The 19422-nt window shown below is 57.2% G+C and carries 18 protein-coding genes; 8 read left to right on the top strand and 10 right to left on the bottom strand.

Going from position 1 to position 19422, the window contains the following annotated elements; translation table 11 throughout:
* Positions 1–26: 26 nt before the first annotated feature.
* From zwf to JOE27_RS11515, 3 genes are read left to right on the top strand one after another with little or no spacing between them, the layout of a single operon-like run.
* Complete coding sequence (zwf, locus tag JOE27_RS11525) at positions 27–1496, top strand: glucose-6-phosphate dehydrogenase (RefSeq protein ID WP_204918797.1); 1470 nt, start codon at positions 27–29, stop codon at positions 1494–1496.
* Positions 1483–2196, top strand: coding sequence for a 6-phosphogluconolactonase (gene pgl, locus JOE27_RS11520; protein ID WP_174141545.1), 714 nt, complete (start codon positions 1483–1485; stop codon positions 2194–2196). Before zwf ends, pgl begins: the two co-directional genes overlap by 14 nt.
* A gap of 17 nt (positions 2197–2213) precedes the next feature.
* On the top strand, positions 2214–2888 hold the full coding sequence (locus tag JOE27_RS11515) for a bifunctional 4-hydroxy-2-oxoglutarate aldolase/2-dehydro-3-deoxy-phosphogluconate aldolase (RefSeq protein ID WP_046784404.1): 675 nt from the start codon (positions 2214–2216) through the stop codon (positions 2886–2888).
* Positions 2889–3172: 284 nt separating this feature from the next.
* Here the strand turns inward: JOE27_RS11515 and JOE27_RS11510 are convergent, their stop codons facing one another.
* From JOE27_RS11510 to aepX, 7 genes are all read right to left on the bottom strand, one after another.
* A complete protein-coding gene (locus JOE27_RS11510) occupies positions 3173–3733 on the bottom strand; it encodes a cupin domain-containing protein (protein ID WP_161871655.1) in 561 nt (186 codons plus the stop codon).
* A complete protein-coding gene (locus JOE27_RS11505; protein WP_204918795.1) occupies positions 3723–4874 on the bottom strand; it encodes a hypothetical protein in 1152 nt (383 codons plus the stop codon). Before JOE27_RS11505 ends, JOE27_RS11510 begins: the two co-directional genes overlap by 11 nt.
* Positions 4871–5755, bottom strand: coding sequence for an NAD(P)-dependent oxidoreductase (locus JOE27_RS11500; RefSeq protein ID WP_204918793.1), 885 nt, complete (start codon positions 5753–5755; stop codon positions 4871–4873). Before JOE27_RS11500 ends, JOE27_RS11505 begins: the two co-directional genes overlap by 4 nt.
* Before the next feature lie 172 nt (positions 5756–5927).
* Positions 5928–6497, bottom strand: a complete 570-nt coding sequence (locus JOE27_RS11495) for a cupin domain-containing protein (protein WP_125924461.1) — start codon at positions 6495–6497, stop codon at positions 5928–5930.
* The gene (locus tag JOE27_RS11490; protein ID WP_125924462.1) at positions 6494–7243 is read right to left on the bottom strand and encodes a PHP-associated domain-containing protein; all 750 of its coding nucleotides are present in this window, start codon (positions 7241–7243) and stop codon (positions 6494–6496) included. The genes JOE27_RS11495 and JOE27_RS11490 overlap by 4 nt, the downstream gene beginning before the upstream one ends.
* 3 nt (positions 7244–7246) lie before the next feature.
* On the bottom strand, positions 7247–7807 hold the full coding sequence (locus JOE27_RS11485; protein WP_125924463.1) for an HD domain-containing protein: 561 nt from the start codon (positions 7805–7807) through the stop codon (positions 7247–7249).
* Entirely contained in the window at positions 7788–8672 is an 885-nt protein-coding gene (aepX, locus tag JOE27_RS11480) for a phosphoenolpyruvate mutase (protein WP_204918790.1), read from the bottom strand. The genes JOE27_RS11485 and aepX overlap by 20 nt, the downstream gene beginning before the upstream one ends.
* Positions 8673–8882: 210 nt before the next feature.
* Between aepX and JOE27_RS11475 the strand changes: the two genes are divergently transcribed.
* A complete protein-coding gene (locus tag JOE27_RS11475) occupies positions 8883–10076 on the top strand; it encodes an MFS transporter (RefSeq protein ID WP_204918788.1) in 1194 nt (397 codons plus the stop codon).
* Positions 10077–10186: 110 nt separating this feature from the next.
* Here JOE27_RS11475 and leuA read toward each other — a convergent pair whose 3' ends face one another.
* The 3 genes from leuA to xseA all read right to left on the bottom strand — a co-directional run bounded on the left by leuA (position 10187) and on the right by xseA (position 14471).
* The gene (gene leuA, locus JOE27_RS11470) at positions 10187–11860 is read right to left on the bottom strand and encodes a 2-isopropylmalate synthase (protein WP_115273975.1); all 1674 of its coding nucleotides are present in this window, start codon (positions 11858–11860) and stop codon (positions 10187–10189) included.
* A 400-nt stretch (positions 11861–12260) separates the two neighbouring features.
* Positions 12261–13088: a peptidoglycan DD-metalloendopeptidase family protein gene (locus JOE27_RS11465; RefSeq protein ID WP_204918786.1), complete on the bottom strand. Its 828-nt coding sequence runs from the start codon at positions 13086–13088 to the stop codon at positions 12261–12263.
* A 3-nt stretch (positions 13089–13091) separates the two neighbouring features.
* Positions 13092–14471 carry an exodeoxyribonuclease VII large subunit gene (gene xseA, locus JOE27_RS11460; protein ID WP_204918783.1) on the bottom strand — a complete coding sequence of 460 codons (1380 nt, stop codon included), beginning with the start codon at positions 14469–14471 and terminating at the stop codon, positions 13092–13094.
* A gap of 164 nt (positions 14472–14635) precedes the next feature.
* On the opposite strand from xseA, the gene JOE27_RS11455 reads away from it, so the two are divergent.
* The 4 genes from JOE27_RS11455 (at position 14636) to guaA (ending at position 19255) form a co-directional block, all read left to right on the top strand.
* Complete coding sequence (locus JOE27_RS11455) at positions 14636–15391, top strand: sulfite exporter TauE/SafE family protein (RefSeq protein WP_204918781.1); 756 nt, start codon at positions 14636–14638, stop codon at positions 15389–15391.
* A gap of 46 nt (positions 15392–15437) precedes the next feature.
* Entirely contained in the window at positions 15438–15995 is a 558-nt protein-coding gene (locus tag JOE27_RS11450) for a hypothetical protein (protein WP_046784400.1), read from the top strand.
* An 86-nt stretch (positions 15996–16081) separates the two neighbouring features.
* Positions 16082–17551, top strand: coding sequence for an IMP dehydrogenase (gene guaB / locus JOE27_RS11445; protein ID WP_008094438.1), 1470 nt, complete (start codon positions 16082–16084; stop codon positions 17549–17551).
* 126 nt (positions 17552–17677) lie between these two features.
* Positions 17678–19255 (top strand): glutamine-hydrolyzing GMP synthase, encoded by a 1578-nt coding sequence (gene guaA, locus JOE27_RS11440; protein WP_012316007.1) that lies wholly within the window; start codon positions 17678–17680, stop codon positions 19253–19255.
* Positions 19256–19422 lie beyond the last annotated feature (167 nt).

Raw genomic sequence — 19422 nt, 5'->3', positions numbered from 1 at the left:
GCCAACTTTAGGAAAGAACCAACATCATGGCTGCGATCAGTGTTGAACCTTGCACCTTTGCCCTGTTTGGCGCCTTGGGCGACCTGGCATTGCGCAAGCTGTTTCCTGCGCTCTACCAGCTCGACCGCGCCAATTTGCTGCACGCCGATACTCGCCTGCTGGCGCTGGCACGCGAGCCTGGCAGCGTACAGGAGCACCTGAATACCATCGAGGCCCATCTGCGCAAGCACGTGGCGGAGGCTGATCTGGAGCCTGCGGCGCTGGCGCGTTTTCTGGGGCGTCTGAGTTACCAGCACCTGGACTTCCTGCAGCCGGAGGGCTACCAGGCCCTGGCTGAGCAGGCACCTGCCGAGCTGCCGTTGATTGCCTATTTCGCCACTGCGGCGGCCGTGTACGGCGCGATCTGCGAAAACCTCGACAAGGCGGGCCTTGCCGCGCGCACCCGGGTGGTGCTGGAAAAGCCCATCGGGCACGATCTTGAGTCATCGCGCCGGGTGAACGACGCCGTGGCGCGGTTCTTCCCGGAAAGCCGTGTTTACCGCATCGACCATTACCTGGGCAAGGAGACGGTGCAGAACCTGATCGCCCTGCGCTTCGCCAACAGCCTGTTCGAAACCCAGTGGAACCAGAACTCCATCTCCCACGTGGAAATCACCGTGGCCGAGAAGGTCGGCATCGAAGGCCGCTGGGGCTATTTCGACAAGGCCGGGCAGCTGCGCGACATGATTCAGAATCACCTGCTGCAGCTGTTGTGCCTGATTGCCATGGACCCGCCCAGCGAGCTGTCGGCTGACAGCATCCGCGATGAGAAGGTCAAGGTGCTCAAAGCCCTTGCGCCGATCACCGGCGAGGGCTTGAGTACCCGCGTGGTGCGCGGCCAGTACATTGCCGGCTACAGCGACGGCAAGCCGGTGCCGGGTTACCTGGAAGAAGACAACGCCAACGCCCAGAGCGACACGGAAACCTTCGTCGCCCTGCGTGCCGACATTCGTAACTGGCGCTGGTCGGGCGTACCGTTCTACCTGCGTACCGGTAAGCGCATGCCGCAGAAGCTGTCGCAGATCGTCATCCACTTCAAGGAGACGCCGCACTACATCTTCGCCCCGGAGCAACGTTTGCAGGTCGGCAACAAACTGATCATCCGCCTGCAACCCAGTGAAGGCATTTCTTTGCGGGTGATGACCAAGGAGCAGGGCCTGGACAAAGGCATGCAACTGCGCAGCGGCCCCTTGCAGCTGAATTTTTCCGATACCTGGCGCACCGCGCGGATTCCGGATGCCTACGAACGCCTGCTGCTTGAGGTGATGCGCGGCAACCAGAACCTGTTCGTGCGCAAGGATGAAATCGAATATGCCTGGAAATGGTGCGACCAGTTGATCGCGGGCTGGCAGAGCGCCGGCGATGCGCCCAAGCCGTACGCGGCGGGGTCTTGGGGGCCGATGAGCTCGATTGCACTGATTACACGTGATGGGAGGGCGTGGTATGGGGATATCTGAATTGCAACTGCCGACTACCGTCAAGGCGCATCAACTCAATGATGCCCGCGCGCTCTCGGCAACATTGGCTGCTGATGTGGCCGACCGTTTGCGCGCAGCCATTGCCGCGAAAGGGCAGGCCTGCCTGGTGTTGTCCGGTGGCCGCAGCCCGGTGCCGTTCCTCGAGAAGCTGGCGACCGAGGCGCTGGACTGGTCGAAGGTCACCGTCAGCCTGGCCGACGAGCGCTGGGTGCCGGTGGAGCACGCCGACAGCAACGCCGGTTTGCTGGCTCGCCATCTGTTCCAGGGGGGCGCTGCCAAGGCTCGTTTCGTCGGCCTGTATCAGCAGGCCGAAAACCTCGACGCAGCGGCTGCCAAGGCCGACCAGGCACTGGCCGATCTGCCGGCTATCGACGTGCTGGTACTGGGCATGGGCGACGATGGCCATACGGCTTCGCTGTTCCCCAACAGCCCGAATCTCGCCGAGGGCCTGGACCTGAACAGCAAGCGCCGTTGCCTGCCGTTGCTGGCCCCGAGCGTGCCGCACCAGCGCCTCTCGCTGACCCGTTCGCTGCTGGCCAGCGCCGCTTTCATCGCGCTGTCCGTGCAGGGCACGGGCAAACTCGCTACCCTGCGCGCCGCGCTGGCGGGCAACGACTTCAATGAAATGCCGATTCGCGCCTTTCTTCACGACCCCCTGGACATCTACTGGTGCCCATGAGCAAAGGATCCACTGTCATGACCACCCTTGAACGCCCCCAGCCTCTGCTCTCGATGGCCGAGAAAGCCGCCCGGATCGATGCGATCTGTGGGGCGGCGCGCATCCTGCCGGTGATCACTATCGCCCGTGAGGAAGATATCTTGCCGCTGGCCGATGCCCTGGCCGCTGGTGGTATCCGCACCTTGGAAGTAACCCTGCGCTCACAGTATGGCCTTAAGGCTATCCAGGTGCTGCGTGAACAGCGTCCGGAACTGTGTGTCGGTGCTGGTACGGTGCTCGATCGCGGCATGTTTGCCGCAGTCGAGGCGGCGGGCGCGCAGTTTGTCGTTACCCCGGGGATTACTCAGGACATCCTCGAAGCTGGAGTCGACAGCGATATCCCATTGTTGCCGGGTATCAGCACGCCTTCGGAAATCATGATGGGTTATGCCTTGGGTTATCGCCGCTTCAAGCTGTTCCCGGCGGAAATCAGTGGTGGCGTGGCAGCGATCAAGGCCTTTGGTGGCCCGTTCGGTGATATTCGATTCTGCCCTACCGGTGGCGTCAACCCGGCCAACGTGCGCAACTACATGGCGCTGCCCAATGTGATGTGCGTGGGCGGCACCTGGATGCTCGACAGCAGCTGGATCAAGAACGGCGACTGGGCGCGGATCGAAGCGTGCAGCGCCGAGGCGATGGCTTTGCTGGACTGATACTGAATTTGTTGTGTGCTTTACGGCTTATGGGGCGCTTGGTCGGCGCCCCTTTTTTTGCCCGGCGTTTTTGAATTGCCAGTGCCGACCCTTTCGCGGGTAAACCCGCTTTCACAGGCATTGCACAGCGTTCGAATTCTGTGAAGTCTCTATGGGAGCGGGTTGACCCGCGAAAGGCCGGTATAGGTTAAAAAAGCCCGCATCAAATATGCGGACTTTCTCGTTCATCGCGGCACCGCTTAAGTCGACTTGGCTTTCTCCCGGCTCAGCGACTGTGACAGTAGTTAAAGGTAGTCAATCGCGAGAATTTGTGAATCCGGTTCAAGTTTATAGAAACAATGAGGAGTCCATTCTTCAATGAAAATGGAATCTCCCTCATTTAGTACCTCGTTGTGAAGATGTGGATGACTTCCCCATTTAACCCCTACTGTCCCAGAGAGAATGTATACGAATTCTCTAGCCTTATGTCCGGCGTTTAGTATTGCCTTCTCGGCCGATGGGAATAGAGGGGTAGTCCTGAGTACCAGCAGATTTTTATCTGAAGTTGTCTTGAGTAAGTGGCGGTAAAAATAGGCAGGCTCACCCTGCACGTGCCGTAGGCGATCGAATCGGATGAGTCCGCCGAAAACGCAGCTTTGAGATTTATCGTACTCGCCGCCTAATTCGTCGATCACATAGGCTGCTGTGACGTTAAGATGTTGGGCAATATTTTTAAGCTGCGTAGAGTTAATTGTAATGCCGTCGATGGTTCTATCATAGAGGCCTCGAATATTATCTAAAGTCATTTTTCGTTTTTGTATTAATTTCTGAAGGTCATCGAGTCTTGCTGTGATGTTAAACTCCATGTTGCCTTCCTTTCTTTATAGTGGAGCAAAGCATGGCCACATCGGTAAGAGTTATGGCACTTGATTTAATCATGGATACCTCTCTTACCAATTGTAGCAATTGCTGGACTTCATCATCTGAGCATGTGATTTGCAATTGGTCCAATGCGTATTTTATTGAGGCGCGTCCAGAATGTTTACCGACGATAATGTGACGTTCGCGCCCCATCACGCTTGGGTCGTAAGGCTCGAATGACTTGCCGTTGTTGAGAGTACTTTTTGTGTGAATACCTGACTCGTGAGAAAAAATGTTGCTGCCCACGATGGGCTGCCAAGGATTGATTTGAGAGCCAGTTGCATTGGCGACAATCTCAGAGAGTGTTTGAAGCTTTTCCGGCTTAACACCAAGGTCAATCCCGTATTGAATTTTTAGGGACATTACCATTTGCGCCAGGTCAGGCATTCCCGCTCGTTCACCAATACCGTTTACAGTGGCATGAAAATATTTTGCGCCTGCCTGCAAACCGGATAATGTATTGCTTACACCGAGGCCGAAGTCGTTATGAGCATGGCACTGGGTATCAATCTCCACTGCGGATACCACTGTACGGATGATGGAGTGGTACTGTTCAGGCGTAAGCACTCCAATCGTGTCAGAGAGCCGTAACCTATCGGCTCCCGCTTCGCAGATGTGGCCGGCATAATCAACGACAAATGACAAGTCTGAGCGGGCAACATCTTCAGCGCTGATTGAGACAAATACATCGCGTTGCTTTGCACAGTCTATTAATTCGCATGCCTGTCTGACAAGCCAGTCCTTTGATTTGTTTATGCTGTGCTTCAGGTGGACCTCTGAGGTGGGTAACCCGATATGTATGTATCGGTAGCCTGCGTCGAGTGATGCTTCTACGTCTGCACGTATCCCTCTATTCCAGCCTACCAGTCGAATATCAGTTCCCTGTGTGCGCTCTAGCATCTCACTTAATGTTCGGCTCTCAGTGCCGCCCATCGCATATATACCGCCTTCAATCCAGCGTATGCCCGCGTCGATAAGGGCATCGAATATCTTTAGTTTAGTTGCTCTTCCAAACGAAATGCCAGGTGCTTGCTCGCCATCTCGTAATGTCGTGTCTTCGACGATAATATCTTGACGTGGATTCATGATGTAACACTCCGTCGTTGAGCGAGTAGTGAAAAGTATTGGCATTGGTCAACGTCGTCGCCAAAGGCGTGTCTGGCGTCGATGAAGCATTGGATCGCCATCGCTGTTGCTGGATAAGCCTTAAGGTCTGGTAATTGAGATTGCGCCAATTCCAAATCTTTACAGCGGACGGCCAGCGTCACATGACTAGTTGTCAACCCTGAGAGAATATAGTTCAGCGATACATGCATGTAGGCAGAACGACCGCGGCAGGAAGTGAATACCTTCACCATTGATTCGAGATCCAAGCCCAACGCCTGCCCTTGATGAATAACTTCCAGGGCCCCTGCTAGATTGATAGACTCTGCCAGATTGTTGAGGATTTTAAGTTGCTGTGCCTTTCCAGGTTGTTTAACGTAGTTGATTGTTTTGCAGATTTTTATGAGTATGGGATGTGCCAATGAGTAGGCTTGTTCATTGCCTGAGACAATAGAGCATGATTTTCCCTGGAGAGCGCCCATTACTCCCCCAGAGATCGGGCATTCGATATAACTCACACCGATATTTCCGAACGCTTCATGTAGGTTGACCGCAGACTCCGCTGATAAGGTGCTGAAGTCAATTACGACTTTTCCTTCTTGGAGCGAATAAAGCAGTCCGTCAGTATCTGAGTAATAGATTGCCCGTAGTGCACTTTCTCCGCTAACACATACAAGAATAATGTTTGCGTTAGCTGCGAGCTCTCTCAAGTTGTTTTTCCAAAGTGCCCCTCGGTGTATCAGTTTTTCAGCTTTTTCGTACGTGCGGTTGTGGATTAATACCTCGACGCCAGTGTCTAGAAGTCGATGGCATATGGCATGACCCATTTGACCTAGGCCAATTAATCCGACGGTGATAGTCATGGTTTGATCCTCTATAATTCACAAGGCATGCATACCTGCAATTTCAAGTAGATAAAGGAGTGCAGCACGGCATGCTTGATGCCTGCCGGTGGAGCTTGCGTCAGTGACTAGTTTTCTAGAAGGTGGCTAGTGTGAAAATTATCCTATGCCACCTGGTCTGTTGTTTTCAATGCTAGCCATAGTTGATGGCGATAATTTCTGATTTCTCACCAGGTACATTGCTGACAAACCCGTGAGGTACATCGGGGAGAATGAAGATGGAGTCGCCCTCGTTCAATATCCCTTCTTTAAACTCATTGTCAGAGTCCAGCCACCGAACCCGTACGCTCCCTTTAGTTACGTATACAACTTCCTTTGATGAGTGTCCGTCATTCAAAGGCATGCATTGGAAGTCGTTGGCGCGTACATCCAGTCGTAGAGCCATTAATCGAGGGTCTTGATTGGTTGTAACCAAATGCTCATAAGTGTAGCAATGAGTACCATTTCTGATTTCTTCACGCTTGAAGCCAGTTCCTCGCCTAGCTATTTTTACGCCATTATCCAAGTCGGTAATAGTAAAACCTAGAAAAAGATCGCTCAGTGGCAAGGCCAAGTAGCTAGCAAGCTCTCTCAATTGCTCAATACTTTCGAAGTAAGCGAATTTGTCATCGAGCTCCACATCACAAACGTGTGACATGGTCATCTTTCTCGAGGCAAGGAGTCTCTCAAGGTTGTTTTTGCAAATAGTTATTTTGTTGTTCATGGTTCCCTTCTCTCTGTGTCGGTTTGGCGATGGATCCTAGCCAAAGCAGTTAAACGCAATGAGTCGCGATCCGGTTCGTGCGTTGTGTGATGGCTGTGCAGCCATTTTTTCAGGGTGAGTGGACTGTGCGTGTTATCTTCATTTATAAGTGTTTTACAAGCGCCTATGGATATGAATGAGTGAGAATCAGACCCTCCTGTAGTGTCGAGATTTAATGTCGATGCTAATGTCAAGTATTTATGTATGTTAGTGAGGTCTTTGGCCGGGACCTCGATCGCGTTTATGCAGCGTTTTAAAGCTTCAAGATCTGAGCATGTCTTACCTGGCCAAAAAATATGGTGCGCTACTAGTTTAAAAGGTCTGCCTCGCTTCTCTAGCAGTCCATGAAGCGTATCCAGGGTATACGCGCTCGCTCGTCGATCAAGACTCAGCAGTGTTTCCAGGTCAGCATGCACGCCAATGTTCATATTGTTCGCGAGATGTAGCTCTGCACCGGGTAACACAAGGACACCGTTACAGATAACTGAGCCATCTCCCTGCGTGCTACCACCGAGGCGATTGCTGCAGAATAGACCCAGCATCAGTTTTTCGTAAGCATCAGCTTCGATGTGTTCGGTGATGCAGATTGCATCGAGTTCATTAAAGTTTGCTACTTTCAGCGTCTGGCTCACTGAGTTCCAATCCGGCTCTGCTTGCTGCTTCCACATGAGCAGATGCACATGAGCATCCAATATTGTCCTTTTCATTCATCACCTCATTACGGCCATGATGATTTTTTCATACCTTGAATACGCATTCACGAATCCATTGTCATACGGCGTGTCATCAAATTTTCGGATGGATAGCGCGTCATGGTGGTATGGCTGGTTTTGAAACGCCAAGATTTCTTCGCTTGTCATACGTCCCCCTTGGTTAAGTAAGCTTGACAGTGATCCCGAACTCAGTTGATCGTTGTAGTTTTCATTAACGGTGATTAAGTATCGCTTTGCATCGATATGGAGTTGAATGGGGATGCAGACTGACTGAGGGAACCATCGGTTTAGCCATTGGGCACCCAGATCAGCATGCTGGCAGTCCTTTTCATATGGAGTCATTTCCGGGTCACTGTTGCATAGGAAATGGCCAATGTCGTGGAACAACGCTGCGACAATCACTTCTTCCGCACAGCCCTCAGTCAATGCTTGGTGAGCACTCCAAAGCGAGTGCTCCAAGAGTGTCTCGCCGTTGCTAAGCTTTACTTCTTTACATTCAAGCATGATTGTTTTGAGCATGTGGCAGGCAGCCCGCATGCTAGCTTTCTTGTCGAGCATAAATCAGCTCCGCATCCTTTAGTTCGTCGTAGTTCAAAGGTTGAAATACTTCGGAGAGCGAACAGATGTTATTGTCGATGTTGCAGATGCTATTGTCTGCCTGAATTTGTGCTGCTGCATTTCGCATTGCAAGCAATGAGGCCCGCATCATTTGGTTTGCACATATATACACCGAGACCCCAACTTCCTGTAGTAGCTCCGTCGACACGTTTTTATAGGTTGTTGGGGCAACTATCAAAGGGCAGCGTCCTGCCCAGCACTTACTGAATTCCAATATGTCGAATCCGTCTGTCTCTTTGGAGTGTATAAAAATTCCATCGGCACCTGCTTCGTAGTACTGCTCCGCTCGTTTCAAAGCCGCCTGGACACTCATTCCGGCTACCAATGCTTCTGTACGAGCAATAACAATAAAGTCATCGTCCCGTTTCGAATCCTGCGCAGCTTTAATCTTTCCGCAAAATTCATCCACGCTACTAAGTGCGTGCTCATGGCTGACGAACGAGTTCATTTTAGGAAACTGTTTGTCTTCTAAAGAAACTCCAGCTATCCCATAGTGCGACAGGCGCTTAACTATGTGCCTTACATTATTGAAATTCCCGAAGCCTGAATCTCCGTCGAAAAGAACAGGGATATTTACTGCGTCAGCTATGCATTGAGCGACCTCCATGACCTGACTCCATGATGCCTCATTGCAATCGCGAAGCCCCATCGCTGAGGAAATAGCGAGTCCCGACGCCCAAATAGCTGGATAGCCCGTCTCCTCGACTATTCTAGCGGAGAGCCCATTGTGGGCCTCCAGAATCAGGTCGAGCCTGCCGTTGAATAATAGTTTTCGGAAACTTCCTACAGTTTTTTTTCTTGACATCACAAACTCCGTTTTTTGTTGTTGTGGATGAGTTGCTGATTCAGTCTTAGTCGCACTTGGTGAAAAACTCAATGCCCTGTATGGTTTTTTTACATTTGCTCTTCCATAGATAAAATTGTCACTGTCAGGTGACAATTAAACCTAATCTGCTGGTTGACGGTAGATTGGCCGCGATTTACGCTTCGTTGATTGATGTGTAACTAGTTAATTATGAACAATCAATCAAAGGCAATAACATGTCTGCTTCTTGCTTTCTTTGTCGAGGCGTGTGCAGCGCAGGTGATTTTTATCTACGTACCGCTAAGCATGCTAAGTGGGTCGGGGGATGAAGTTTTCTCAGCGCTGCTAAGAGCGACCGTTTATTTAGGTCCAGTTGCCTTTGGTTATTGGGCTGGGAGACTTGTGGATGGAGTTCGCTCGCGAGCCTTAGGTTTCTTGGTCGCGCTGGGGCTATGCTGTGATGTGGCGTTGTATGCGATTCGGCGAGGGGGATGGACGTTGTTAGAGACGTTTGTTCTATTAAGTGTGATTTCCATCGGGATATATATACTCAGCAATCTTCGTGCTTGCCTGATACCCCGTATCCTCCATAAAGATTTACTCCCGCGCATGAATGCAGGATTACTTATCGTCGAGCACTGTGCGCTCATCCTATCGCCCGTCGCCGTCTCATATTTTTTGATGTTGCAAAATCCGGTGGTAGTATTTTATGGTGCTTCCATTTGTTTTTTGCTTTCAAGTTTTCTGTATCGCTACTCCTCTTTGGAACTCCCGCCTCGCATCGCCCCGGTTGTCCCCACTTCCTTTATCTCCAGCTATAGGGCGCTTGTGCAAAACAAGCCGCTGGTGCATGTTGTTTATATCGTCGTGGGCAATAATGCCTTCACAGCTATTTATCTTTTTTTCGTGCTCCTGAGTGCTGCGGACAGTGGGGTATTCAATATCAGCGAAACACCATTCCTTTTGGTTTCATATGCTTTGGGTTCCATTTTTTCCGGATTAGTCGCACCGAGGATGATGCGTGCATTAAATACCCGCATTGCTGTGTGTACATGCAGTGCTGGAATGGCTGCATCAGGGGTGTCGCCACTTGGACTAGGAACGGTTGAGTCTTACTATGTGTCAGCCTTTTTCGTGGGCTTCTTTGGGGCCTATGTGATCATTACAGCTTGGACATTGAGACAGGCGCTGGTACCCGCGGCTTTGCTTGGCAGAGTCACCGGAATTACCAGTGCACTCTTCAAAGTTTCGATGCTGCTTTCTGTCCCATTGGCAGGGTTGATAAGCAGTTCTTTTGGCAGTGCTGTAGCCATACTTGCGGGTATTGTGCCCGTAGGGTTAGGGCTCGCACCTATGGCAGTCGCTTCGTTGAAAGTGAAAATGGGTAGTCCTCATACTGACTGACGGGCCTGATTTTTCTTAAACTGTTGTTTAAGCTGGCTGACAGTCCAACTGGTGAATCCAGGGTAAAAAAAAGCCCGCATCAAAGATGCGGGCTTTTTTGGGGGGGCAAGTTACGCGGCCTTGGCCTCTTGCTGGCTCAGCGAGCGGTTCAGCGCGCTGAACAGTGCCTTGAAGCTGGCCGTGGTGATGTTCTCATCGATACCCACGCCGTGCACCGGGCGGCCACCGGCCACGCGCAGTTCGATGTAGGCCGCGGCCTTGGCATTGGTGCCGGCACCGATGGCGTGCTCGTTGTAGTCCATGATCTCCACCGCAACCGGCAGGCCGGCTACCAGGGCTTCGAGGGCGCCATTGCCCTTGCCGCGCCAGTGCAGGGTAGTTTCGCCTTCACCGGCGACTTCCACTTCCACTGCGCTGTGGCCGTTTTCTTCCTGCAGGCGGTGGCTGACCAGTGCGTACGGGCTGTTGGCCTGGAGGTATTCCTTGTGCAGCAGGCTGTAGATCTGCTGCGCGGTCATTTCCAGGCCAAGGCGGTCGGTTTCACCCTGAACCACCTGGCTGAACTCGATCTGCATGCGGCGCGGCAGGCTGATGCCGTACTCCTGCTCGAGCAGGTAGGTGATGCCGCCTTTGCCCGACTGGCTGTTGACGCGGATCACGGCCTCGTAGCTGCGGCCGATGTCGGCCGGGTCGATCGGCAGGTACGGCACTTCCCACAGCTCGCCTTCCTGCTGCTTGGCGAAGCCCTTGCGGATGGCGTCCTGGTGCGAGCCGGAGAACGCAGTGTGTACCAGGTCACCGACATACGGATGACGCGGGTGAACCGGCAGCTGGTTGCATTCTTCGACCACCTTGCGCACGCCGTCGATGTCGGAGAAGTCCAGTTGTGGGTCGATGCCCTGGGTGTAGAGGTTCAGTGCCAGGGTCACCAGGTCGACGTTGCCGGTACGCTCGCCATTGCCGAACAGGCAGCCTTCGGCACGGTCGGCACCGGCCATCAGGCCCAGCTCGGTGGCGGCGATGCCGGTGCCACGGTCGTTGTGGCAGTGCAGGCTGATGATCACGCTGTCGCGGCGGCTGATGTTGCGGCAGAACCACTCGATCTGGTCGGCGTAGATGTTCGGCGTGGCAACTTCCACGGTGGCCGGCAGGTTGAGGATGACCTTGTGCTCAGGCGTCGGGTTCCACACTTCGATGACCGCGTCGCAGACTTCCTTGGCGAAATCCAGCTCAGTGGCGCTGAAGGTTTCCGGCGAGTACTGGAACGTCCACTGGGTTTCCGGCTGCTGGGCGGCGTATTTGACGAACAGTTTGGCCGCGTTCACCGCGATGTCTTTCACGCCTTGCTTGTCCTGGTTGAAGACGATGCGGCGGAACGACGGGCTGGTGGCGTTGTACAGGTGGACGATGGCCTTCTTGGCCCCGCGCAGCGATTCGAAGGTGCGCGCGATCAGGTCTTCACGGGCCTGGGTGAGCACCTGGATGGTGGTGTCGTCCGGGATGTGGCCATCTTCGATCAAGGTGCGCACGAAGTCGAAATCGGTCTGCGAGGCGGACGGGAACGAGGCTTCGATTTCCTTCACGCCAACCTGCACCAAGGTCTTCCAGAACCGCAGCTTCTTCTCCGAGTCCATCGGCTCGATCAGCGACTGGTTGCCATCACGCAGGTCCGAGCTGCACCAGATCGGCGCTTCGGTGATGGTCTTCGACGGCCAGGTACGGTCTGGCAGGTCGATGGTCGGGAAGGCGCGGTACTTCTTCGAAGGGTCTTTGAGCATGGTCATGGAAGCAATCCTTTTGTGTGCGGCCGAGATCGGGCCTGCCGAGCGATAACGAGATGAAGAGGCGAGGCGACGCGATCAGCCTGGTAGTCGGGCGCTGACCAGGCAGAGGCTGCGATGTTGTCGGAGCAGGATGAGGGTGCTGAAGGTTTTCATGCCTTCAACCCTAACCAGTGGGGTGAGGGATGGCAAGCGCTGGCGAAAAATTGAGATAAATGCTTAAAAAAAGCTAAATGGCGAGATTTTATGGCTGTTATTTCTCTCGGGATTCGATCTTATTGCGCTGTATTTTTTGATTGCGCAAATCAAGCTAACGCAGGCGAGGGTGCTGGCCTCTTCGCCGGCAAGCCAGCTCCCGGAAGGGGTTGGCAGCCGGCTTGCCGGCGATGAAGGCGCTACGGCGTCAGGGCTGGAACGCACCAATGAAGATGGCCGGGTCCACCCGCGCATCATTCAGGCTGACATTCCAGTGCATGTGCGGCCCGGTCGCCCGCCCGGTCGAGCCAACCCTGCCCACTACATCGCCGCGACGCACTTGTTGCCCCACGTTCACATCAATCTTCGACATGTGGCAGAACATGCTGATGAAGCCCTGCCCATGGTCGACGAACACCGTGCGGCCGTTGAAGAAATAATCACCCACCAGGATCACCTTGCCATTGGCCGGTGTCTTGATCGGCGTGCCCGCAGGCACCGCGAAATCGAGCCCCGCATGGGGGTTGCGCTCTTCACCGTTGAAGAAGCGGCGTACGCCGAACTTGCTCGACAGCGGGCCGCTGACCGGCTTGTCGAGGATCAGGTTGCTTGGCAGGTTAGGGCTGAAGCTGCGGTAGGCCGTGATCTGCTCTGCCAGCTCACGGTCGATGCGCTTGAGGTCGGCGGGGTTGGGGTTGACCTGGCGCTTGTTCTTCAGGGTGATGTGCTGCTCGGGGTACTTCTTGTTGCCCACGCTGAACGGCAGGCTGCGCCCGCCCTGGGTCAGCAGGGCCGGGCCGGGCTTGTGCGTCAGCGGAATGCCGACGATGGCCAGCCAGTTGTCCTGCTCTTTCACCACCAGCACCGGTTTGCCGTCGAAGCGTGCGCTCGGCGCCGTGGCCGCCGGGCCCAGATCGACCACGGCAACGCCGCCCGGGACGGGCTTGTTCAGGATGCGGGTGATGTAGCTGGCCTGGGCGCCGCCGGCCAGCAACAACAGGGATAGGGCAAGCAGAGGGGCAAACAGGCGGGGCATGTGTCAGTCCAGTAGGGAAAGGGTGACCGGAGTCAGATGGTTGTCCTCGACCCGCACCTGCAATTCGCCCTCATTCAGGCGGGCTGTCAGGCGCTGGCCGTTGCGGGTTTGCTCGGCACTGCGGATGGCCTGGCCACGCTCATCGAGAAGGATGCTGTAGCCACGTGCCAGGGTCGCCAGCGGGCTGACCACCTGCAGCGTCTGCAACTGCGCCTGAAAGCGCTGGCGGCGGTCCTTGAGCACCTCGCGCATGGCCCGCGGCAGCCGCTCGGCGAGGCTGTCCAGGCGTTGGCTGAGCAGTTTCAGCGTACGCCCCGGATGCTGCGCGGCCAGGCGTGTGTCGAGGCGCGCCAGGCGTTCGCGGCGCTGGTTGAGGCTCTGCAGGAAGGCGCGGCGCATGCGCATGTCCAGGTCGTCCAGGCGCTGTGCCTGCTGGCGCAAGCGCTCGCCGGGGTGGCGCAGGCGCCGGGTCAGCGATTCCAGGCGCAGGCGGTCGTGGGCCAGGCGGTTCTGCATGCGCAGCAGCAGGCGCCGCTGCAACCCTTCAAGGCGCTGCTGCAGCCCGCTGCTGTCGGGTGCCAGCAGCTCGGCGGCGGCAGAGGGCGTAGGGGCGCGCACATCGGCGACAAAGTCGCTGATCGACACGTCGGTCTCATGGCCCACGGCGCTGACGATCGGCGTGACGCAGGCCGCTATTGCACGCGCCACGGCTTCTTCGTTGAAGCACCACAGGTCTTCCAGCGACCCGCCGCCACGGGCCAGGATCAGGGCATCGAAACCGAGGCTGTCGGCCAGGCGGATGGCGCGCACGATCTGCGCAATGGCTTCGCGGCCCTGTACTGCTGTTGGGATCAGGCTCAGTTCGACCTGCGGGGCGCGGCGGCCGAACACGCTGATGATGTCGCGGATGACCGCGCCGGTGGGCGAACTGATGATGCCGATGCGCTGCGGGTGGGCGGGCAGCGGCTTTTTGCGTTCGGCACTGAACAGGCCCTCGGCGCCGAGCTTTTCCTTCAGTGCCTCGAAGGCCAGGCGCAGAGCGCCGTCACCGGCCGGTTCGACGGTGTCGAGAATCAGCTGGTAGTCGCCACGGCCTTCGAACAGCGAGACCTTGCCGCGCACACGCACTGCCAGGCCATCACGCAGGGCCTGGCGGACACGTGTGGCGTTCTGCCGGAACAGCGCGCAGCGCACCTGGGCGCCGCTGTCTTTGAGGGTGAAGTACATGTGGCCGGAGGCCGGGCGGGCGAGGTTGGATATCTCGCCTTCCACCCAGACGCTGCGGAACACGTCTTCCAGCAGCACACGGGCGCGGCCGTTGAGCTGGCTGACGGTGAGAACCTCGCGGTCCAGGCCGAGTCGTTCGAAGGGGTCTTTGATCATGCCGGGCATCATAAATGACTAGATGCCTGGTTGTCTGTTCTGGCCTCATCGCCGGCAAGCCGGCTCACAGAGGTGGCGGCAAGGCATGGCCCTGTGGAGCCGGCTTGCCGGCGATGAGGCCAGAACAGGCTACCCTGTGCCGGTCTATCACCGGAAATCGCACAATGCTCGCCCAGCTTTCCTTTTCTGTCACAGACTGGCTCCCCATCCTGCTCGCCGTCGCCGCAGCCTACATCGTCTTCGGCATCGCCGGCTTCGGCACCGCGCTGGTCGCCGGCCCGGTCCTCATCCATTTCATGCCGCTGTCACGCATCATTCCGCTACTGGTGCTGCTCGATTTCGTCGCTGCTTTCGGCAACCTGCTGCCGTCACGCCGCGACGTGGTGCGCGGCGAATTGTTGCGCCTGCTACCGTGCATGGCCGTTGGCTGCACCCTGGGTGTGGTGTTCCTGCTCCACCTGAAATCCGACCTGTTGCTGTTGCTGATGGGCCTGTTCGTCACCGCCTACGCGATTTATGGCCTGGCGGTAAAAGTACGGCCAGCCAGGCTTTCCGGTTCCTGGGCAGTACCGATGGGCACGATCGGCGGCTTGTTCGGTGCATTGTTCGGCAGCGGCGGTTTCCTCTATGCCATCTACCTGAGTGCGCGGCTGGAGGCAAAGGAGCAGGTGCGCGCGACCCAGAGCGCGCTTATCAGCTGCAGCACGGTGGTGCGCCTGTCGTTGTTCCTGATCGCCGGCGTCTATGCCGATACCAGCCTGCTGCTGCTCGCCGCCTGCCTGCTGCCGGTGATGTTCATCGGGCTCTGGGTGGGCCGTGGGCTGACCCTCAAGCTGTCGCGCGAAGCCTTCGTGCGCCTGGTCACCTGGCTGGTACTGGCCAGCGGCCTTGCGCTGATCGGTCGCTACCTGAGCGCGTGAGCGGTAGAATTGCGCGATTACCGCAATCCCCAGGCCCGTTTCGCCCATGAACACCCAGAGCATCATCGTCCCGAAACTCTCCACCGTGCCGGTGCACGAGGCCCGCGCCCGGGCCATCCTGCGCTGGCTGGTGCGCGAAAAAGTGGTCGAGGAGCAACTGACCACTTGCGGTCGCACCGGCAACCGCATGGGCCATGCCCTGGCCGAAGGCGCGCGCAAAATCGCCCTGCACCCGCAAAAGCTGCCGTTTGGCGCGCCGGTCAACGGCCTGGAAGTGATGCTCAAGCGCTGCATCTATACCCCCACCGAGGGTTTCCTCGAAGAAGCCGGCTGCCCCGAGTGCCGGCGCGAGGTGGGCGAACCCTTGTTCGAAAGCCTGGAAGAGTGGATGCCGGGGGTGAGTGACAACTTCACCTGCCCCTTGTGCGGCTTCGAGGACGACATCAATGGCTTCATTTACCTGCAGCCATGTGCCTTTTCCAACCTGGGGTTCATCTTCAACAACTGGGGCGAGGCCGGGTTTACCCAGGCCTTTCTCGACAGCTTCGCCGACTGGCTGGACCAGCCGGTGGCGGTGGTGCAGGTAAAACTGCCAGAACGCTGACCGAAGGCCCTTATTTTGCATTGAGCGGCGCGCCGTGGATGAGTATAATGGCGCGCTTCCATTTTTCCCGCCCGGGAGCCCCCGCGATGCTGCGTATCAGCCAAGAAGCCCTGACTTTCGACGATATCCTCCTTGTACCTGGCTACTCCGAGGTACTGCCCAATGAAGTCAGTCTCAAGACCCGTTTGACTCGTGGCATCGAGCTGAACATCCCTCTGGTTTCCGCCGCCATGGATACCGTGACCGAAGCGCGCCTGGCCATTGCCATGGCTCAGGAAGGCGGCATCGGCATCATCCACAAGAACATGACCATCGAACAGCAGGCCGGCGAAGTACGCAAGGTCAAGAAGTTCGAGGCTGGCGTGGTCAAGGACCCGATCACCATCGAAGCCGACGCCACCGTGCGCGACCTGTTCGACCTGACCCGCCTGAACAACATCTCGGGTGTTCCGGTGCTGGAGAACGGCGACCTGGTCGGTATCGTCACTTCCCGTGACGTACGCTTCGAAACCCGCCTGGATGCCAAGGTGCGCGACGTGATGACGCCCAAAGAGCGCCTGGTCACCGTGCGCGAAGGCGCCGACAAGAACGAAGTCCGCGAGCTGCTGCACAAGCACCGCCTGGAAAAAGTCCTGATCGTCGACGACAAGTTCAGCCTCAAGGGCATGATGACCGTCAAGGACATCGAAAAAGCCAAGGCCTACCCGCTGGCCAGCAAGGACGACCAGGGTCGCCTGCGCGTCGGCGCTGCCGTCGGCACCGGCAAGGACACCGGCGAGCGTGTTGCCGCCCTGGTAGCGGCTGGCGTTGACGTGGTTGTCGTCGACACTGCCCACGGCCACTCCAAAGGTGTGATCGACCGCGTTCGCTGGGTCAAGGAAACCTACCCGCAAGTTCAGGTGATCGGCGGCAACATCGCTACCGGCGCTGCGGCCAAGGCCCTGGCAGAAGCCGGCGCTGACGCCGTCAAGGTCGGTATCGGCCCAGGTTCGATCTGCACCACCCGTATCGTCGCTGGTGTCGGCGTACCGCAAATCAGTGCCATCGCCAACGTTGCAGCGGCACTGGAAGGCACTGGCGTGCCACTGATCGCCGACGGCGGCATCCGCTTCTCGGGTGACCTGTCCAAGGCCATCGTCGCTGGTGCTTCCTGCGTGATGATGGGTTCGATGTTCGCCGGTACCGAAGAAGCCCCAGGTGAAGTCGAGCTGTTCCAGGGCCGTTCCTACAAGGCTTACCGCGGCATGGGCTCGCTGGGTGCCATGGCACAGGCGCAAGGCTCCTCCGACCGTTACTTCCAGGACTCCTCGGCCGGCGCCGAGAAGCTGGTACCGGAAGGTATCGAAGGCCGCGTACCGTACAAGGGCGCCCTGGCGGCGATCATCCACCAGCTGATGGGCGGCCTGCGTTCGTCCATGGGTTACACCGGCAGCGCAACCATCGAAGAGATGCGCACCAAGCCGGAATTCGTGCGCATCACCGGTGCCGGCATGGCCGAGTCCCACGTGCATGACGTGCAGATCACCAAAGAAGCCCCTAACTACCGGGTCGGCTGAAGCCTCCAGCGGTAAGTAGCAAGCTTCAAGCTCCAAGCGGTAGTTGCGTTGCAGCAGCTACCGCGTTTTCCCCGATCAACTTGCAGCTCGCAGCTAGACGCTTGCAGCTGCACCAGAGATTGAGTCATGGCCCTCGACATTCACGCTCACCGCATCCTGATCCTCGATTTCGGTTCCCAGTACACCCAGCTGATCGCCCGCCGCGTGCGTGAGATCGGTGTCTACTGCGAACTGCACCCGTTCGACATGGACGATGAAGCGATCCGCGAATTCAACCCGCGCGGCATCATCCTCGCCGGCGGCCCCGAGTCGGTCCACGAAGCCAACAGCCCGCGTGCACCGCAGGCCGTGTTCGACCTGAATGTACCGTTGCTGGGCATCTGCTACGGCATGCAGACCATGGCCGAGCAGCTGGGCGGCAAGGTCGAAGGTTCGGACCTGCGCGAGTTCGGTTATGCCCGCGTTGACGTGGTCGGCAAGAGCCGTCTGCTCGACGGCATCGAAGACCACGTTGATGGCGACGGCGTATTGGGCCTGGACGTGTGGATGAGCCACGGCGACAAGGTCACCCAGATGCCGGGCAACTTCAACATCCTGGCCAGCACCCCGAGCTGCCCGATCGCCGGCATGTTCGACGACGCGCGCGGCTACTACGGCGTGCAGTTCCACCCGGAAGTGACCCACACCAAGCAAGGCGGTCGCATCCTGTCCCGCTTCGTGCAGGACATCTGTGGCTGTGAAGCCCTGTGGACGCCTTCGAACATCGTCGAAGACGCCATAGCCCAGGTGCGTCAGCAAGTCGGCTCGGCCAACGTCCTGCTGGGCCTGTCTGGCGGTGTCGACTCCTCCGTGGTAGCCGCGCTGCTGCACCGCGCCATCGGCGACCAGCTGACCTGCGTCTTTGTCGACAACGGCCTGCTGCGCCTGCACGAAGGCGACCAGGTGATGGCCATGTTCAAGGAGAACATGGGCGTCAAAGTGATCCGCGCCGATGCCGAGAAGCAGTTCCTCGACAACCTGGAAGGCGAAGCCGACCCGGAGAAGAAGCGCAAGATCATCGGCCGCACTTTCATCGACGTGTTCGATGCCGAAGCCAGCAAACTGGACAACATCCAGTTCCTCGCCCAGGGCACCATCTACCCGGACGTGATCGAGTCTGCCGGCGCCAAGAGCGGCAAGGCCCACGTGATCAAGTCGCACCACAACGTGGGTGGCCTGCCGGAGGAAATGAACCTCAAGCTGGTCGAACCGCTGCGTGAACTGTTCAAGGACGAAGTGCGCAAGATCGGCCTGGAACTCGGCCTGCCGTACGACATGGTCTACCGCCACCCGTTCCCGGGCCCGGGCCTGGGTGTGCGTATCCTCGGTGAAGTGAAGAAGGAGTACGCCGACATCCTGCGTCGCGCCGACCACATCTTCATCGAAGAGCTGCGCAAGGCCGACTGGTACCACAAGACCAGCCAGGCCTTCGTGGTGTTCCAGCCGGTGAAATCGGTTGGTGTCGTGGGCGACGGCCGTCGCTACGCCTGGGTCGTGGCCCTGCGTGCTGTCGAGACCGTGGACTTCATGACCGCGCGCTGGGCGCACCTGCCTTACGACCTGCTGGAAACCGTCAGCGGCCGTATCATCAACGAAATCGACGGTATCTCGCGCGTGACTTACGACGTGTCGAGCAAGCCGCCGGCCACTATCGAGTGGGAGTGAGCCTACGCCCGCTATGGGCCTGCGCTGACTAACAGAAACGCCCGCTGAGTTGCGGGCGTTTTGCATTCGTCACCGCCCGAAATTGGCACATGCGTGTAAAGGCTGCTCAACACGGTCGCAGCCTCAAGGCTGAGATGCGAGGCATTTTTTGGATCTATCGGTGAAAC

This window comes from Pseudomonas sp. M5 (assembly GCF_016907075.1).
In the GTDB taxonomy this organism is placed as follows: Bacteria; Pseudomonadota; Gammaproteobacteria; order Pseudomonadales; family Pseudomonadaceae; genus Aquipseudomonas; species Aquipseudomonas putida_E.
The sequence above is the reverse complement of the archived record's forward strand: the minus strand, read 5'-3'. Positions and strand labels throughout refer to the sequence as shown.

Coding starts and splice junctions, on each gene's coding strand:
- JOE27_RS11515 (WP_046784404.1), top strand. CDS start 2,214: ATGACCACCCTTGAACGCCCCCAGCCTCTGCTCTCGATGGCCGAGAAA.
- JOE27_RS11465 (WP_204918786.1), bottom strand. CDS start 13,088: ATGCCCCGCCTGTTTGCCCCTCTGCTTGCCCTATCCCTGTTGTTGCTG.
- JOE27_RS11475 (WP_204918788.1), top strand. CDS start 8,883: ATGAACAATCAATCAAAGGCAATAACATGTCTGCTTCTTGCTTTCTTT.
- JOE27_RS11505 (WP_204918795.1), bottom strand. CDS start 4,874: ATGAATCCACGTCAAGATATTATCGTCGAAGACACGACATTACGAGAT.
- JOE27_RS11500 (WP_204918793.1), bottom strand. CDS start 5,755: ATGACTATCACCGTCGGATTAATTGGCCTAGGTCAAATGGGTCATGCC.
- JOE27_RS11450 (WP_046784400.1), top strand. CDS start 15,438: ATGAACACCCAGAGCATCATCGTCCCGAAACTCTCCACCGTGCCGGTG.
- aepX (WP_204918790.1), bottom strand. CDS start 8,672: ATGTCAAGAAAAAAAACTGTAGGAAGTTTCCGAAAACTATTATTCAAC.
- JOE27_RS11510 (WP_161871655.1), bottom strand. CDS start 3,733: ATGGAGTTTAACATCACAGCAAGACTCGATGACCTTCAGAAATTAATA.
- guaA (WP_012316007.1), top strand. CDS start 17,678: ATGGCCCTCGACATTCACGCTCACCGCATCCTGATCCTCGATTTCGGT.
- guaB (WP_008094438.1), top strand. CDS start 16,082: ATGCTGCGTATCAGCCAAGAAGCCCTGACTTTCGACGATATCCTCCTT.
- JOE27_RS11490 (WP_125924462.1), bottom strand. CDS start 7,243: ATGAAAAGGACAATATTGGATGCTCATGTGCATCTGCTCATGTGGAAG.
- xseA (WP_204918783.1), bottom strand. CDS start 14,471: ATGATCAAAGACCCCTTCGAACGACTCGGCCTGGACCGCGAGGTTCTC.
- JOE27_RS11485 (WP_125924463.1), bottom strand. CDS start 7,807: ATGCTCGACAAGAAAGCTAGCATGCGGGCTGCCTGCCACATGCTCAAA.
- pgl (WP_174141545.1), top strand. CDS start 1,483: ATGGGGATATCTGAATTGCAACTGCCGACTACCGTCAAGGCGCATCAA.
- JOE27_RS11455 (WP_204918781.1), top strand. CDS start 14,636: ATGCTCGCCCAGCTTTCCTTTTCTGTCACAGACTGGCTCCCCATCCTG.
- zwf (WP_204918797.1), top strand. CDS start 27: ATGGCTGCGATCAGTGTTGAACCTTGCACCTTTGCCCTGTTTGGCGCC.
- leuA (WP_115273975.1), bottom strand. CDS start 11,860: ATGACCATGCTCAAAGACCCTTCGAAGAAGTACCGCGCCTTCCCGACC.
- JOE27_RS11495 (WP_125924461.1), bottom strand. CDS start 6,497: ATGAACAACAAAATAACTATTTGCAAAAACAACCTTGAGAGACTCCTT.